Annotated in this window: 16 protein-coding genes; 5 read left to right on the top strand and 11 right to left on the bottom strand. The window is 34.5% G+C overall.

All coding sequences use genetic code 11. The features are described from left to right. Positions 1-110 precede the first annotated feature (110 nt). Positions 111-1,421 carry a GNAT family N-acetyltransferase gene (locus AT726_RS11345; RefSeq protein WP_068759616.1) on the bottom strand — a complete coding sequence of 437 codons (1,311 nt, stop codon included), beginning with the start codon at positions 1,419-1,421 and terminating at the stop codon, positions 111-113. A gap of 400 nt (positions 1,422-1,821) precedes the next feature. On the opposite strand from AT726_RS11345, the gene AT726_RS11340 reads away from it, so the two are divergent. From AT726_RS11340 to AT726_RS11330, 3 genes are all read left to right on the top strand, one after another. After that, positions 1,822-2,505 (top strand): response regulator transcription factor, encoded by a 684-nt coding sequence (locus tag AT726_RS11340; protein WP_055242238.1) that lies wholly within the window; start codon positions 1,822-1,824, stop codon positions 2,503-2,505. Continuing rightward, on the top strand, positions 2,498-3,787 hold the full coding sequence (locus tag AT726_RS11335) for a sensor histidine kinase (RefSeq protein WP_068759615.1): 1,290 nt from the start codon (positions 2,498-2,500) through the stop codon (positions 3,785-3,787). The genes AT726_RS11340 and AT726_RS11335 overlap by 8 nt, the downstream gene beginning before the upstream one ends. A gap of 110 nt (positions 3,788-3,897) precedes the next feature. Further along, positions 3,898-4,656: an exodeoxyribonuclease III gene (locus tag AT726_RS11330; RefSeq protein WP_055275386.1), complete on the top strand. Its 759-nt coding sequence runs from the start codon at positions 3,898-3,900 to the stop codon at positions 4,654-4,656. 29 nt (positions 4,657-4,685) lie between these two features. Here the strand turns inward: AT726_RS11330 and AT726_RS11325 are convergent, their stop codons facing one another. The 6 genes from AT726_RS11325 to AT726_RS11305 all read right to left on the bottom strand — a co-directional run bounded on the left by AT726_RS11325 (position 4,686) and on the right by AT726_RS11305 (position 9,199). Continuing rightward, on the bottom strand, positions 4,686-5,744 hold the full coding sequence (locus AT726_RS11325; protein ID WP_237297108.1) for a chloride channel protein: 1,059 nt from the start codon (positions 5,742-5,744) through the stop codon (positions 4,686-4,688). Further along, complete coding sequence (locus tag AT726_RS13325) at positions 5,741-5,938, bottom strand: hypothetical protein (RefSeq protein WP_237297106.1); 198 nt, start codon at positions 5,936-5,938, stop codon at positions 5,741-5,743. Before AT726_RS13325 ends, AT726_RS11325 begins: the two co-directional genes overlap by 4 nt. A 57-nt stretch (positions 5,939-5,995) precedes the next feature. Further along, a complete protein-coding gene (locus tag AT726_RS11320; RefSeq protein WP_068759614.1) occupies positions 5,996-6,802 on the bottom strand; it encodes a CPBP family intramembrane glutamic endopeptidase in 807 nt (268 codons plus the stop codon). 167 nt (positions 6,803-6,969) lie between these two features. Continuing rightward, entirely contained in the window at positions 6,970-7,542 is a 573-nt protein-coding gene (locus AT726_RS11315) for a hypothetical protein (RefSeq protein ID WP_055242233.1), read from the bottom strand. Positions 7,543-7,645: 103 nt separating this feature from the next. Next, positions 7,646-8,506 carry a DMT family transporter gene (locus AT726_RS11310; protein WP_068759613.1) on the bottom strand — a complete coding sequence of 287 codons (861 nt, stop codon included), beginning with the start codon at positions 8,504-8,506 and terminating at the stop codon, positions 7,646-7,648. 102 nt (positions 8,507-8,608) lie between these two features. Then, the gene (locus AT726_RS11305; protein ID WP_055275380.1) at positions 8,609-9,199 is read right to left on the bottom strand and encodes a glycosyltransferase family 32 protein; all 591 of its coding nucleotides are present in this window, start codon (positions 9,197-9,199) and stop codon (positions 8,609-8,611) included. A gap of 279 nt (positions 9,200-9,478) precedes the next feature. On the opposite strand from AT726_RS11305, the gene AT726_RS11300 reads away from it, so the two are divergent. After that, on the top strand, positions 9,479-10,108 hold the full coding sequence (locus AT726_RS11300) for a hypothetical protein (protein ID WP_055275378.1): 630 nt from the start codon (positions 9,479-9,481) through the stop codon (positions 10,106-10,108). Positions 10,109-10,204: 96 nt separating this feature from the next. Here the strand turns inward: AT726_RS11300 and AT726_RS11295 are convergent, their stop codons facing one another. Genes AT726_RS11295 through AT726_RS11285 form a run of 3 tightly spaced genes read right to left on the bottom strand, consistent with a single transcriptional unit; the run spans position 10,205 to position 13,791 of the window. After that, on the bottom strand, positions 10,205-12,112 hold the full coding sequence (locus AT726_RS11295; RefSeq protein ID WP_068759612.1) for a PTS fructose transporter subunit IIABC: 1,908 nt from the start codon (positions 12,110-12,112) through the stop codon (positions 10,205-10,207). A gap of 15 nt (positions 12,113-12,127) precedes the next feature. Beyond that, entirely contained in the window at positions 12,128-13,048 is a 921-nt protein-coding gene (pfkB, locus tag AT726_RS11290) for a 1-phosphofructokinase (protein WP_068759611.1), read from the bottom strand. Further along, a complete protein-coding gene (locus tag AT726_RS11285; RefSeq protein ID WP_068759610.1) occupies positions 13,045-13,791 on the bottom strand; it encodes a DeoR/GlpR family DNA-binding transcription regulator in 747 nt (248 codons plus the stop codon). Before AT726_RS11285 ends, pfkB begins: the two co-directional genes overlap by 4 nt. A gap of 413 nt (positions 13,792-14,204) precedes the next feature. Here AT726_RS11285 and AT726_RS11280 point away from each other — a divergent pair, with 413 nt between their 5' ends. After that, on the top strand, positions 14,205-15,428 hold the full coding sequence (locus tag AT726_RS11280) for an IS256 family transposase (protein ID WP_201023060.1): 1,224 nt from the start codon (positions 14,205-14,207) through the stop codon (positions 15,426-15,428). Positions 15,429-15,442: 14 nt separating this feature from the next. Here AT726_RS11280 and AT726_RS11275 read toward each other — a convergent pair whose 3' ends face one another. Further along, a complete protein-coding gene (locus tag AT726_RS11275) occupies positions 15,443-16,729 on the bottom strand; it encodes an ISL3 family transposase (RefSeq protein WP_068759609.1) in 1,287 nt (428 codons plus the stop codon). Positions 16,730-16,761 lie beyond the last annotated feature (32 nt).

Below are 16,761 nucleotides of genomic sequence, written 5' to 3'. Positions count from 1 at the left end.
ACCCTGGAGTTAGAAAACGAAAGCTAAGCGAAAAATTATCCAATAACTAACGTCTGAAGTTGATAGAGGCTTTACTCAACGCTCCTCAGATTGAGTACTGATGTCTTTTCTCAATTAAATTCTGTCGCATTATCAGGTAATGAATTAATTCGATGTAAAAACTTCGTGACTATCTCACCTTGCGATTGATCGTAATCATAGCCTAAAGTTTGAGCAATTTCAATCGCTATTTTTTGAATAAATGACCCCATGAAAAATAAACGATCCCATATTGAGTTATAGCATTTATTTGGATATAAATGTAGGTAATCATTGTATATACTTTCAGGTAAATATCGTTTTAACCATCGTTTTTTTCGTCCTAAATCTATTTTCCATTCATATTTCAGCCCAATTTTCCAACTTAATAGTGTCGTAACTCGTTCAAGTAACATTTCTTCATAAATAGAACTAACTAAAGTAACTTCATCTCGATACATTGCTTTCGCCACTTCAATTTGATACCACCAAATGTCATTTAATAACTGATTAAACTCTTCTTCAGTTGGGCATTGAAGATAATGGGCACTATCGTTAGGATCATCAAGAGGAGGTAAGAGGCCATCTTTATCTAAAATGACTCGACATAATGTTTCTTCGTAAACAGCTCCCCATAAATTAACAAGTGAAATAAATTCTAAATCCAATCTCACTCCATCTTGAAATTGTATTTGAAATAAGTAAGCAGACTTTGAAAGAATTGTTTTTTTAACAATCACTATATCACCAAACTGATGCATCCAATCGGTACAATTTAAATAATCTAAAAAAGTTTCTTCATTAACAAAAAGACGGTAATGATAATCACGCATTAAGTCAATCGGCGCATTTCGATTAAGACGTAAACCGGTTTGCATTAAAATTCGAATCTCTTCTTCATTTTTAACAAATTGTAGCACTTGACTATGCACTAAACTAGATGAACGCATTTTCATCATGGTTAATTGTTGATAATTAGTTAATGTATAGATGACTAAAGCACAATCATGAATCATTGTTTTTTCCTCTAACCGCATCCCGAGTCGTCTTAGAATACGAATCATATCAAAGTTGATGGCGCGGACTTGAATCATTAATCGTTGAATTTTGAGAGAGTTAAAAGAATAATCAATCTGTAATTTTAATAGTTCCTCCATTAAATCTAATCCTATTTCCTCTCGATCAACATGATAAATCATTTCAAAAGTCACCATATCTGGTAATTGTTTCAAAGCAATAGTCCCCACTTGTTTTTCAGTTTCATCTAAAATAATACTCCACTCTAAATATAAGAGATTATCTTCTGGTTGAATGAGTGGATACGGTAATTGGTCCCACTCATCAACGAGAAGGTTTTGACTTTTATTTTTGACTAAGTGACAGTGACTCGTGTGTAAATACATCTCGAACTCTCCCATTTCAGTACAAGTTATTCGTTTACATTCTATCTTAATCTTATGCTTTTCGATAGGTTTTATGTATCTCTAAATGAAAACTAAGTAAAATACTAATCAATCAAATCAAATTAAATCTTCTATTTGCTTTTTATTCCTTTTCTTTCTCATGATGACTTGCAATGTATAATCTTTTTTGATCTAGCCACCATCATATTTTCACCTTCTAGGTAGAAGTAGATAATTTTTTGTAACTCTTACCTTTAAATGAACACCTTAAACTATGCTGAATAGAAACTAACAACAAAAATTGTAAAAATGACTACTTCTTATATATTTTCTCAATCTTCTTTTTTCTTTCAGATTGTTTTAAGATATCTGTGCTAAAATAAAAAAAGAGGTGACAAATATGAGGATTTTACTAGTAGAAGACGAAAGACGATTAGCCGACGCTATCGGGCAAATTTTAAAAAGCCAAAAATATATAGTTGATATTTTCTACGATGGAACTACTGGACTAGACTACGGACTAAGTGGAATTTATGACTTAATCATTTTAGATGTCATGCTCCCAAAACTAAACGGATTTGAGCTTTTAAAAGAACTTCGTCAACATAACATTGTAACACCAGTGTTGTTTCTAACAGCAAAAGATGAGATTTCAGATAAAGTTCACGGACTCGATTTAGGGGCCGATGATTATTTGACCAAACCATTTGCAACAGAAGAATTGCTCGCTCGTGTTCGTGCTTTATTACGCCGTCAAGGTGAAGTGGTGACAGATGACTGCCTTAAATTTGAAGATAGTCAACTTAACCTTTCAACTCATGAGCTTTGGTGTCAGGAGAAAAAAGTTCAACTTGGATTAAAAGAATTTAATATTCTCTCTTGTCTAATGAATCATGGGAATCAGATTGTGACTAAAGAGCTATTAATCGAAAAAGTTTGGGGATATGATGCAGATGTTGACTATAATAACGTAGAGGTTTATATTTCATTCCTTCGTAAAAAGCTTCAATTTATTAAATCCTCTGTTTGTATCAAAACAGTTCGCGGGGTTGGATATTGCCTTGGAGTAACAACAAATGATTAAAAAATTAAAACATCGCTTCATTTGGATTAATCTATCGATTTTATTAACGATTTTCTTTGCCATCTTTAGCAGTACTTATTATCTCATGTATCAATCAGGAAAAGTCCAAGCAATTAAAGTCATGGAGCAAATCGCTCAAAATGAGGGAATAATTATGAGAACGCCATTTAAAGATTTTAATGCCCCTCTTAAAAGAAATCCAGTGCCTATTAATCAAACGTTAATGCGCTCAAGTTTTACCCTTCTTTTAGATAGCTCCAATCATCTCATTAAAACGATATCAAACATGCCGGAAGAAACCAATTTAAGTAATCCTGAACAATTAGTTGAACAAGTACTCTCATCTGACAAGGACACTGGGATTATTTCTTTTAATGACTTAAAATTACGTTATTTAATACACGTTCGTCCTAATGGCAGCAAACTAATTGTCTTTCTTGATCGTTCGACCGAACTTGCTACCTTATCCCAATTGATTGTCGTTCTTGTAGCAATTGGAGGCGTTAGCATTGTTATGCTTACCATCATTAGCTATTATTTAGCGAATTGGGCCATTAAACCGATTGCTCTCGCTTGGGAAAAACAACAACATTTTGTAGCCGATGCTTCTCATGAACTGAAAACACCACTGACTGTTATCCAAACGACCACTGATATCCTTTTATCCAATAAAGATCACACCATTCGTAGTGAACAAAAATGGATGGATTATATCCAATCAGAAACTGAGCGTATGTCTAAACTAGTCAGTGATCTCCTCTATCTTACAAAAGTAGATAACAATGAATCTCTTATAAAATCAAGCTCTTTTAATTTAAGTGAATCGATTATGAATGTCATCCTTCCATTCGAATCCCTCATCTTTGAATCTGGAAAAGAGCTTCAAATGAACATCGAACCCAACCTCATGTATACCGGTGAAGAAGCACGTTTACAACAAGTCGTCGTTATTCTCCTTGATAACGCCCTTAAACACGCCCCTATTCAGACAAAAATCGAAATAAATCTTCATCGAATTGGAGCTATTTATCAATTAGAAATTAGCAATGAAGGTGAAGGAATTTCTAGAGAACATCTTCATAAAATTTTTGAACGATTTTATCGAGTCGATTCTTCTCGAGCACGAGAAACGGGAGTATATGGTCTTGGATTAGCCATTGCCAAATCAATTATTGACCAACATCAAGGAAAGATTTCAGTCACCAGTACTGTAAATGGCTTAACCACCTTTCGTGTTACACTTCCGACAAAACCCATTCATAAACGTTTTAAATTATATTAAACCCAAAAGGTCGATCTCATTGATCGATCTTTTTACATAGATTCTCAATCATCCAATTGGACTTTTTGACTGATTTACGGTAAACTTATCGAAAAAGGAGGAAGATGAGAATGAAGTTTATCTCTTGGAATGTAAACGGGCTACGTGCCTGTGTCAAAAAAGGATTTTTAGACTTTTTCAACGAGGTTGATGCCGACTTCTTCTGTGTTCAAGAAACAAAGCTACAAGAAGGACAAATCAACTTAGACTTGGATGGATACTATCAGTATTGGAATTATGCTATAAAAAAAGGGTATTCGGGAACAGCCATTTTTACGAAGCATGAACCTTTATCGGTGGCTTATGGAATTGGGATGGAAGAACACGATCAAGAAGGACGTGTGATTACATTAGAGTATTCAGATTTTTATTTAGTTACGGTTTATACACCAAACTCACAGAATGAACTTGCTCGTTTAGAGTATCGTATGCAATGGGAGCAAGATTTCCGTTCGTATTTAACAGATTTAGAGACTAAAAAACCTGTGATTATTTGTGGTGATTTAAATGTCGCTCACCAACAAATCGATTTAAAAAATCCAAAAACAAATACGAAAAATCCTGGATTTACACCTGATGAGCGTAACCAAATGACACATCTTTTAAATGCTGGATTTGTTGATACGTTCCGTCACTTTTATCCAACAAAAGAAGAATGTTATTCATGGTGGTCATACCGTGCGAATGCTCGTGCTAAAAATGTTGGATGGCGTATTGACTACTTTATTGCATCAGCCAAGTTAACCGATCGCTTAGCAGATGCTTGTATTTATCCTGAAATTTTAGGTTCTGATCACTGTCCGGTCGGTCTAACGTTAAAAGCCAACTAAAAAAGATAGGGATACCTATCTTTTTTCATTTATGATTTAATTTGTGCTTCAAATAGTTCCTTTTTTCCTTTCGCAAGTTTGTTAGTACTAAAAAGGTCATAAAACCCGGAAATCATATAAGTGATGGTCATGACAAGAATAATGGCCATCACTTCATTCGCACCAAAGTACTCGATTGCCATAACTATTCCGGTTAAGGGTAAACTAGCAGCTCCACAAAATACACCGATCATCCCTAACGCGGCAACAGAGGGAATACTGAGATTAAAGTAAGGAGCGATGGCACTCCCAAAGGTCGCTCCCACAAAAAAGGTTGGATTTCCACGCCCACCTTGAAAGACTGAACCTAATGCTACAGCCGTAAAGATAATTTTCCAAATCCATTCCATCAAACTCACAGATTCTTCAAACGACTTTGCAATAAAAGATTGGCCTAAGCCATTATAATTATCCCCTGCAATCCAAAATAACACAATCGTTAAACATCCCCCTACAATCCCTTTAACGACTGGATTTTTGATTAGTCGACTATAAACTTTAGGTGCTGTATCTAGTGCGATATTAAATAAAATGGAAACAAATCCAAACAAAATTCCTAAACCGATTAACTTCACAATTAATAGCAATGAAAAACCACCTAAGTCCAATGCTGGATAAACAATTGCTTGATCTCCTAAAAGATATGCCACTTTATTCGCGACAACGCTACTTACAAAAGCAGGAACCAACGCTTCATAATGAAATTTCCTTTTCAGCACTAATTCCATGCCTAAAATGGCTCCTGCTAGCGGTACATCGTATAATACGCCGAATCCACTTCCAACACCTATCACGACGAGTGTTCGTTGTTCCTCCTCACTTAATTTAAAACGATGAGCAATGGCATCGGCTAGTGTCCCTCCCATCGCAATCCCCGCTGCTTCTTTTCCAGCCGATCCTCCAAAAAAAGTCGTTAAAAGGGAACCAAAAAAGACAAGAGGAACCATATAAATAGGAATATCTTTTGAGGCTTGCATCACTTCAGACTTTAATAAATTTTCTCCTGTATATGCATTTCGGCCTACTTTGACATATAAATAACTAATCAATATCCTGCGAAAGGGAGTCCATAAATTAACCATGGATGATCAGCACGATATTGATTAGCTAAACTTAACACCTGTTTAAAAAAACCAACGATAATTCCCACTGGAATTCCCATAAATAAACTCAATCCGATCCAACGAAATAGTGGAACCATGTATTTTTTAATTGATTGAATCACTGATTGTTTTTCATTCACAACTATCACCCTTTTTAATCGATTAACTGCTTCTATTCTCCCCAACAAAAAACGTCTCTATTCGGGACGTACTAAATTCAATCGTTTTATGGTGAAAAATAACAATATCATTCCTACGCTTAACAATACTAATCCCTCTTTAAACTGATGATCAATATAACTTTGAGTCAAGGCGGCTAATGATGGATGAACCTCTTGCCTTAACGAAAAGGATAAGCAAGTTAACGCATTGTTTAAAAGATGAACTAAAATAGGAGCCCAAATATTTTCGAATTTGAGATATAGCATTCCACATAAAAATCCAAATATAGTTGCTCCGATGAAATCAACCCCATGAAGAAAACCAAAACAAAGCGCCATGATGGCTAACGCTCCTATCATTGAAAACCAATTCATGAATCGGGACAGAATCACTCCACGAAATAGAAACTCTTCAAAGATGGGTACTAAAATCGAGACAGTGATACACGCAAATAATAAATCTTGCTGGCTACTAAAGCGAAGTAAAGGTTCTTCATAAACTTGAATCGCTAACCTCTCGTTCGTATAAAAAAGGATACTTAAAACAACTTGATAACCTCCTACTGACATAAAATATTGAGTCATAAAAACGAGTAAAACACACAAAAGTAACTCTTTATTTTGCAACCCTTCTATATCTTTTTTAAAAGTTTTCAAACGATAAGTTGACTGCCAAATGATATAAGCACTCATCATAAAATAACAAATGGCTTCCACTCCCCAAGATAATTCTATCACGGCACTTGCACTCATCCATTGACTCATCATCGCCATCAAAACTTGGATGATTCCACATCCTATAATGGCGCGAAAAATTGTGACTTTTGAAAATTCGCTTCTCAATGCTACTCCCCCCTTATCCCCTCGAACATGAATTCACTCTCCTCTATTCAAAACTCTTTCAATCCCTAAGTCATTTCCTCCACTAAAAGTGAATGATTTATTAATAGTATATGCACTTTATTAATCACTAACAATAAAAAAGACCATCTAACCCAATAGATAGTCCATTAACTTTGCTTTTGTCTCATCTCTGCTCGATTAAATTGATGTATCTCTAATAAATAAGTAATTTGATTTTGTAGATAATGATAATTGTGATTAATCTCTCCAATAATTTTAAACGTATAAATGATAAATATAAAACTCCATATCAAGCTAAACATCATCATGTCTGAGGCCAATCGATAGGTATAAATGGTTGGTAAAAATAATGTTAACAGGAGTAGCAACATTAAAACTACAACACCACACATATTCATCCGTAACCTAGCACTAATTCCGACCAATAACTTTAATGTATCTGCAAGTTTATAATTTCTCATCTCTAATAATCGGCCTGGAACTTGATTTTTCGATTGTTTAAATGACCGAGTCATGTTTTTTGTTAAAGTCAATTGAATTAATAAATACTGCCGAACCACTCCAACAACGATACCATTCGTTACGATTAAAATTAGGATCAAACTATATATCTGAATGGTCTGACTATTTAACAAGGCTCCACCTAGTGAAATTAATGCTAAAATAGCCCCCAAATTAAATCCTTCCAAAAATGTTGTAAATGATTTAGGATTTTTCATCATGCTTCCCCCTTCATATTCTCTTATTTTACCATGTGAAAAAGAAGGAACTTGTCTATCTCTGTCATGCATAAAAAAAACATCTCACACTTGTGAGATATTTTTATTTATCTTTTGTAATCGAATAGGACGATAGCAAAATAAATGCACAACCAATCAGTTTCATGATTGAAAGTTGTTCATTTAATAATACTACTCCACAAACAACACTTGTAATCGGTTCAGCTAAACATAAAATAGAGGCCTTTGTACTTCCGATTAATCGAATGCCAATTTGAAGTAAAGCTACAGCACCTACTGTTACAAGTAATGCTATCATAAGTGTCAAAAACCAAGACCATGGTGTTAATGAGAATGCCAAGGTTTGTGTCGAAATTCCATAAATAAAGACACAGATGGACACCACTAGACTTAAATAAAAGGTCAATTTAAATGGATCCATCTGTTTTAAGCCACTCTTATCAATATATAAGATATAAAAAGCATAGGTTACGCCTGATAAAAATGCTAAGAAAACGCCTATGAAACTAATATCCCCTGTTTGATCAATAAAAGTCAACATCCCAAAAATCGCTAAACCAATAGCAATAATTTTGGCAGGTGACCATGACTCATGATAGTATAAAACACCTACCAGTACCACAAAAATAGGATAGATAAAATGTAACGTCGTTGCCATTCCAACTGATAAATAATCATACGATGCATACAATGTTAACGTTGTTAAAGCTTGTCCTAAACCACCCACCATTAATAAATGCATGACTTCTTTTTTGGTAATCTTTAATGAAACTCCTCGACTGTTTAGAATAATATACAAGACAGGAAGCGCCATAAATGAGCGATAAAATGTCAGGCTAATGGCGTTGCTTCCTCCTACATAAGTCCACTTTGCTAAGATGGGGGTAAATCCAAATATAAAAGCTGATAAAAGAGTTGCTAAAACCCCATAATGTTTTCTCATATTATTGATATCCTTTCAAATATTAATCTTTAAAGAAGAATATCAAATTTATGAGATGGAATCAAGAGAATTGACTAACACTTAAAGGATGTCTAACTCCCCCTAAAGAGAGGCTAATAATTTAGCCCGATGAGCGGCATAACTTTTTTTAAGATTAGCTTGGCAATTTTGTTCTGGAAAAAAAATTTCCTGTTCAACAACTGTAACTTGAGGCATCCATAACAAATATTTCGTAATATAAATTGGTCCACTCTGCTCATCAATCGTCAAATTATAATCAGACTTTATAGAAGCAGGTATTCCTTCAACTAATTCACACATGAGCTCATGATAAGGAACACAGCCCATCAATTCATTTGAAAAATAAAAATCATCTTCAGTACCGACAAAAAATTCAACCCCATCTAACAATGGCTCAATGTTTTTGAAACATTCCATATCAATATCCACATAAACTCCTCCAAAACGATATAGTAATTCATATCGCGCGATATCCGCTTTTTGTCGAATGTTTGTCGTTGAATCATAAAGCTCTTGATTCTGGAGTTTAATCATATTTTCATCAGTCCATAATCGATACTCCCAATCTGAATGATGTTTTTTCCATGAATCGATATACTGTAAGCATTGTTTAGGAATTTCTGAATCGCCAATCCATATTTGATGAATAATTTTAGGAATCATTTGACTCATGTTGATCTCCTCCTTTCCTTTTCTATTAGTTTATGCAACTCTATTAAAAAAGTTCGACATTTTTAACAACACTTTCATTTTTCAATCACTTCCTTTACCTTTCTTTTCACATTTGAAATCTTTTATTTTAAACTCAAGAAAATAATCTAAATTGTAAACTATTTCATCTTGCTTAACTTAAGGTTTCAAGTTATCATTTAGTTCGAGATTATTCGTTCTTAAATGACTGAATTCAAGAAAATGATATATCATTTTACAAAAAAAGAGGAGAGAAACGTAATGAATGTTATAACAAATTTTCGTGTCTATGATTTAGAAGAGACTCTTATTTCAAGTGGTTATGCAATGATCGAAGAATATGATGAACAACACTGTATTGAACAAGCAAGCCTTTTAAAGGAAGAGATTAATGGTGAAAATCGTCACTATGCGCGCGCATTAAAATTATTAAAAGCTCCTCTAAATAGTGGACACTGTTCATTTGCTAAAGGAATTGTTGTTAATATGGACATTACTTTTACAAATAAAGCTTGGATTGAATTTCAGCGTTATCACTTTGCGGATATCATTACAGGGATGAGTACAATGCATCGTATTAGTAAATTTGATTTAGAAGCAGCGTTTAATGAATATACGGACTCAGTCATTATTGAGCGTTTAAAAGAACTTCAACAAGTTTATAACGAAACAAAATCAAAAGAAGATTATTTAAAACTTCTATACTCAACACCTGCTGGCTTAAAAATGACGGGACGTATTTCAACGAATTATCTACAATTAATGAACATCTGGTCACAACGCCATAATCATCGTTTACCTGAATGGCGTCAATTTTGTGATGAATTAATCGTTAAACTTCCATTATTTAAAGAATTCTTAATTGCCAATGGACAATTAAAAGATTGCTAATAATCATTAACCTTAAGAGCTATCTATGACGATAGCTTTTTATTATGTCATAATAAAAAGCTTGAGACACATTGATCTCAAGCTTTTTAGCGCTAGCTATGCTTCATTTTTTGAACGTTTTAAGAATCCTAGAATCACCGCTCCAACAATTGAGCCAACTAAAATAGCTACTAAATACATGAACCAGTTTCCAATTACTGGTAAAACAAAGATTCCACCGTGTGGAGCTGGTAACGTACAACCAAAAATCATCGTTAATGCCCCTGCAACAGCTGAACCAATGACACATGAAGGAATCACTTTTAATGGATCTGCGGCTGCAAATGGAATCGCCCCCTCAGTAATGAATGATAATCCCATGATATAGTTAACTTTTCCTGAGTCACGTTCTTGTTTTGTAAATCGATTTCCGAAGAATGTTGTCGCTAAAGCAATGGCAAGTGGTGGTACCATCCCTCCGGCCATAACCGCTGCCATAACCGCTTCATTTCCTGACTCTAATGAAGCAATCCCAAAGACATAAGCGGCTTTATTAAATGGTCCTCCCATATCGATTGCCATCATACCCGCTACTACAATCCCTAAAATAACTGCTGAACTTGTTCCTAAACTATTTAAGAATCCTGTTAACGCATTATTAACGAAAGCAACTGGTGGATTAATAATAAATGTCATAATGACACCAATTAACAGTGTCCCAAATAACGGATACAATAATACTGGTTTAATTCCTTCCAGTGATTGTGGTAAGAATGAGAAGACTTTACGTAAACCTAATACTAAATATCCAGCAATAAACCCAGCAAGTAAAGCCCCTAAGAAGCCTGCTCCACCTGTACTAGCTAATAATCCTCCAACAAATCCAACAACCATTGCTGGACGATCACCAATACTTACAGCAATAAATCCTGCTAAAACTGGTAATAAGAAACCAAACGCTGCATCTCCGACTGTTTTAAAGAATGCTGCAAATGGGGTATTTGATCCAAAGTTCGCTGGATTAATCGTGCGATCATCGAATAAGAAAGCGAGGGCAATTAAAATCCCCCCTGCTACAACGAATGGGAGCATATTTGAAACACCATTCATCAAGTGTTTATATAATTGACGTCCTAAACTTTCGTTTGATATCTCTTCAACGTCACTAGAACCTTCTGCATTATGATAAATGGGAGCATCTCCATTAATAGCACGAGTAATTAACTCCTCTGATTTATGAATTCCATCTGCTACTTTTGTTTGAATAACTTTTTTACCATTGAAACGTGCCATTTCAACCTTTTTATCAGCTGCCACGATAATCGCATCACAATGTTCAATCTCTTCTTTTGTTAAAACATTTTTAGCTCCTGCTGATCCATTTGTTTCAACTTTAATTGAGATTCCCATCTCAGCACCTTTTTTATTTAATGCTTCTGCCGCCATGAAGGTATGGGCAATCCCTGTTGGACAAGCTGTGACCGCTAAAACACGAGGATATTGAGCATCTCCACGTTTTGGAGTTTCATAGAAATCATCTTTTTGCTCTTCCGTTTCTTCAGGGAAAGCCTCTGTTTCTTTTGCATCAATTAATGATAAGAACTCATCTACTGATTTGGCATTCATTAAATTTTTACGGAAATCTTCATCCATTAAAATCGTTGATAAATGAGATAATACTTCTAAGTGTGTATTATTCGCTCCGTCTGGAGCCGCAATCATGAAGAATAAATGAGCTAAACTTCCATCAAATGATTCATAGTCCACCCCTGATTTACTGACAGCTGCTCCTAAACAAGCTTTTTTAACCGCTTTCGTTTTGGCGTGTGGAATAGCGATTCCCTCGCCAATTCCCGTTGTACTTTGCTCTTCACGAGCAATAATTCCTTTTTTATACGCTTCCTTATCACTTAAGTTTCCACTCTCATTAACTAAATCAACTAATTCATCAATGGCAGCTATTTTACTAGTTGCTTTCAAATCTAGGTTGATTGACTGTTTACTTAATAAGTCTTTAATCCTCATCATTTAACCTCCACTTTATAATTTAGTTACATTAATTTGTGATACCAATTCATCAATATCCCCTCTAGTTGCCACATCACTTGAAAAAGCTGTTGCACTTCCACTCGCAGCCCCTAATCGTAATGCCTCTTCGTAACTAGCATCTTTTTGGTAACCTGCAATAAATCCAGCTACCATTGAATCACCCGCACCAACCGAATTTTTAACTGTTCCTTTTGGAACATTACTACGATAAATCTCTCCAGTTTCTGAAATTAAAATCGCACCATCTCCCCCCATTGAGATTAAAACATTTTGTGCTCCCATCTCTTTTAGCTGATTTCCGTAATGTAACAAATCTTCTGTACTAGAAATGGTTACATTAAACATTTCGGCAATTTCATGATGATTCGGTTTAATTAAGAATGGTTGATACTTTAATACATTTAATAATAAGTTTTTCGTCGCATCAACAATAACCTTCACTTGTTTTGGTGCTACATATTTCATGATTTGTTCATAAAAATCATCTGGTAATGAAACAGGAATACTCCCAGCTAGCACTAGCGTGTCTTCAGAAGTTAAACCATCTAGCTTTTGATATAGTTTTTCAATTTCCTCATTTGAAATCTTTGGTCCTGATCCATTGATTTCCGTCTCATCAGATAATGTCTTCACTTTCATATTGATACGTGAATATCCTTCTTTTAACTGAATAAAGTCTGTTTTAATCCCTTTTTCTTGAAGACTACCTTTTATAAAATCACCTGTAAATCCACTAATAAAACCAAGTGCTATATTATCAATCTCATGTTGATTTAAAATTTGCGAAACATTAATTCCTTTTCCACCTGCATAAAAATGTTCTGTGTTTACTCGATTGACTGCACCTTCCGTTAATTGATCCATGTTTACGACATAATCAATGGAAGGATTTAGTGTTACTGTATAAATCATTTTCTCACTACCTTCACTGTTGTTTTATCTTGATATTGAGTCAAATCATCGTCACTATTTGTAATGATGGTTGCCTCACCTATTTCTGCAAACCTTGTAAAACTGACCTCTCCAAACTTACTATCGTCTACTAAGATAAAGATGTCATTTGAAGCTTTAATCGCATTTTCCTTAATCATTGCTTCTTCTGGGTCAGGGGTTGTAAATCCATGTAACGAATGAACCCCATTACTTCCCATAAAACATTTATCAAAACGGTAACGATGAAGGGCCGAAATAGCTTCATAGCCAACAACCGCTTTTGTTTTTTGCTTCACTTTTCCACCAAGGACGAAACAAGGAATATTGTATTCAATTAGCGATTCAACACGTGATAACCCATTGGTCACCACAACAATTTCTTTCCCTTTCAAATATTTAATCATCTCGTAAGTCGTTGTTCCAGAATCAAGATAAATACTATCTCCTTCGTCGACTAATGAAGCAGCATACTGGGCAATCAGATCCTTCTGTGCAACAAATTGATGTGATTTATCATTAAAGCTTTTCTCAACAAACTTATTCTGAACAGGTACTGCACCACCATGTACACGTTTCAAGTAATTTAATGCCTCTAATTGAACTAAATCACGACGAATCGTGGATTCAGAGATATTAAATTTTTCAACAAGATCTGCGACTCTTACTGATCCTTTTTGCTTTAATTCAGATACAATCAATTGATGTCGTTCTTCCGTAATCACTTTTTCACCTCATCTCATAACTTATCCAATTATTACTGATATTATTAACTAAACTTATTTTTTTGAATGTTTTAACTTAATTACAATTTTATTATAAGAAAAGCGTTTACAAAAGTCAATCCTTTTCAATCAAATTCATTCATTTTCATTCAAAACCAATCACGATAACAATCTAAATAGATTATAGCTACATAAATTACTATGAGATCACTCATTTTCATTCATTTTTCTTTTTAAAACCTTCATTTTCATCTTTCATTGACTCATTGAATCTATTTTATTCTAATCACCAGATGTTTAATTATTATAAAAAAGGCTCAACACCAAAATTGGTGAGGTTGTAAGATAAAGTGTGTAAACTCTTAGAATAGTTACCATAATAAGTTAACTAATTTCGAAGGAGTTTATCATTTATGACAAGAAAAGCTGCAATGAATCAATTATTTAACCTCATTCAAGATGAATATGAAATTAAATCTGCTGGTGATATTGAAGCTGCCTTATTAGATATGTTTGGTAGCTTTATCGAACAAGCACTTGAAGCAGAATTAGACCAACACTTAGGTTACAGTCGATATGATTTTCGTAATAAATCAACTTCAAATGCAAGAAATGGACGTAAACCCAAAACGATTCAGACACGACTCGGAGAAACAACAGTGCAGGCTCCAAGAGATCGTGAGGGGTCATTTCAACCTCAAATTGTTCCTAAGCGTCAAACGAATGTGATTGGAATTGAAGATAAGATTCTATCTCTTTATGCTAAGGGATTATCGACACGTGATATCTCTAAAACGTTAGAAGAAATTTATGGATTCGAAACCTCTCATGAAACCATTTCCGCTGTGACTGATAAAGTCATCCCACTCATTCAGGAGTGGCAACAGAGACCTTTGGATGCGGTGTATCCTATCATCTACTTAGATGCTCTTCATGTCAAAGTGCGTGATGGAATAAGTGCTTCGAATAAGGCTGTTTACTGCATCATAGGAGTATCTTTGGAGGGCCGTAAAGACATCTTAAGTCTCTCTATTGGTGAAGCAGAGAGCGCCTCTTATTGGATGAGTTTGTTAGATGAACTAAAAGCGCGTGGAGTGCAAGATATTTGTATCGCTTGTGTCGATGGTTTAAGTGGTTTTAAACAAGCCATTCAAGCTGTTTTTCCTCATGCCTTAGTTCAACGTTGTTTAGTTCATTTAATCCGTCAATCAACAAAATTTGTTTCTTATCAAGATAGAAAATCATTCTGTTATGACTTGAAACAAATCTATCAAGCCATCAATCAACCGGCAGCAGAACAAGCCTTTAAGACCTTTAAGGATAAATGGAATCCACTGATACCTTTAGCAGTTAGGGTTTGGGAAAATAACATCGAAGAAGTTTATCAACTCTTTCATTTTCCGAAAGAAATACGAAAAATGATTTATACAACAAACGCTATTGAGAGCTATAATAGTCAATTAAGAAAAGTTCTGAAAAATAAAGGAGCTTTCCCAAATGAAACATCTGTGATGAAATTAATCTATCTACAAACCATGGAATTCACTAAGAAGTGGCAACGTCAAATCTCAAACTGGAGTCAAATATTAAATCAATTATTAATCTTATATCCAGATCGTTTAACACCCTACCTATAAATTTTAAAAATAGTTTACACACTTAACTTGACAGGCTCAAATTGGTTCTTGACACTTAATTCATCTATAAAAAATCGTTCATTACATTCTAAGAAGATTCTATTCTCATAGATCATTCGATTCGGAAGAAAATAACTTCTTCGAATTAATGTTTTAATTTTATTATTTCGTCCTTCTACTGAACCATTTGTGTAACGACACTTATGGTAATTAGAAATTTCTTCTGTCCAATTTTCAAAAGGTTTAAGCGCTTCAGTTAATTCAGGAATATTTAGGGCTTTAGCTCGAGCGATCCATTGAATTAAACGTCTATAAGAATTTGTTTCATCACTTAATTCATACCAATTAATCAGTGATTCTTTAATGGCATACACTTCCGTCAGTTCTTTTGAATAGTTTAGAAGTTTTCCTAATTTTCGTTCTTCTTTCTCGCTCAAAGAATCATATCGTTTACCGATAAGGTTTTTATTTCGTTTCAGATATTTACGACTTTCCGGTGTTAGCGATAAACTAATCCGTCTTCTCACAGCCTGTAAGGCATCTGTTAGATAACGATTCACATGAAATCGGTCAGCAATTCGGATAGCATCAGGAAAAACTTCAGCGACAAATTTGTGATAAGAACGTGCTAAATCCATCACAACAGCGTAGGGTTTCAACTCTTTGAGTTGCTTCATTAAGGCTTGATTTTGAATTAACGTTTGATAAGTTCTTCCCATGACTAATGTTAACAGGTTACCATTTCTTAGGTCATGAAATCCTGTATTATAAGTATGACCTTTTCGAATCGCAAAATCATCAATGCCTAATATGAGCCGAGTTGATCCTTGAGCAGCAGCGATCACTTTTCTTTGAATAGACGGAATTAAATGAGCAAGATGTTGCTTAATGAAGCGTTCACCAGTTGAGTAAGGGACCTTAAACGTATCTGTTAATTGTTTAACAGTGGTACCGACTAACGGTTTAGAAAGTTCACGTTTATAATCGTTTGTATAACGAGTTTTCCCTGCCAAAAATGCATATTGATAGGTAAAAGAAACTTCACACTGTTTACAGAAAAGCCGCTTCATCGGAATCAATAAAATGGTTTCACGATTGAAACAACGTAAATGTCTAACTTGACGTAGTTTTTGACGGCTACCTTTACAAATAACAAATGCTTGAGTACGGCAACAAGGACAAGGTTGTTTACTCTTTGTTGGACACAGGCTTAAAAATAAAACATGATCTTCTGAAATATAATAGTTACTGACTGTAACATCTTGTAATTGAATTAAATCATTGATATGATGTAAGTGCATCTAAAATCTCCTAACTTTGATTTGGTCGCACT

Origin of the sequence: Turicibacter sp. H121 (genome assembly GCF_001543345.1) — a bacterium.
GTDB lineage: Bacteria > Bacillota_I > Bacilli_A > MOL361 > Turicibacteraceae > Turicibacter > Turicibacter bilis.
The sequence above is the reverse complement of the archived record's forward strand: the minus strand, read 5'-3'. Positions and strand labels throughout refer to the sequence as shown.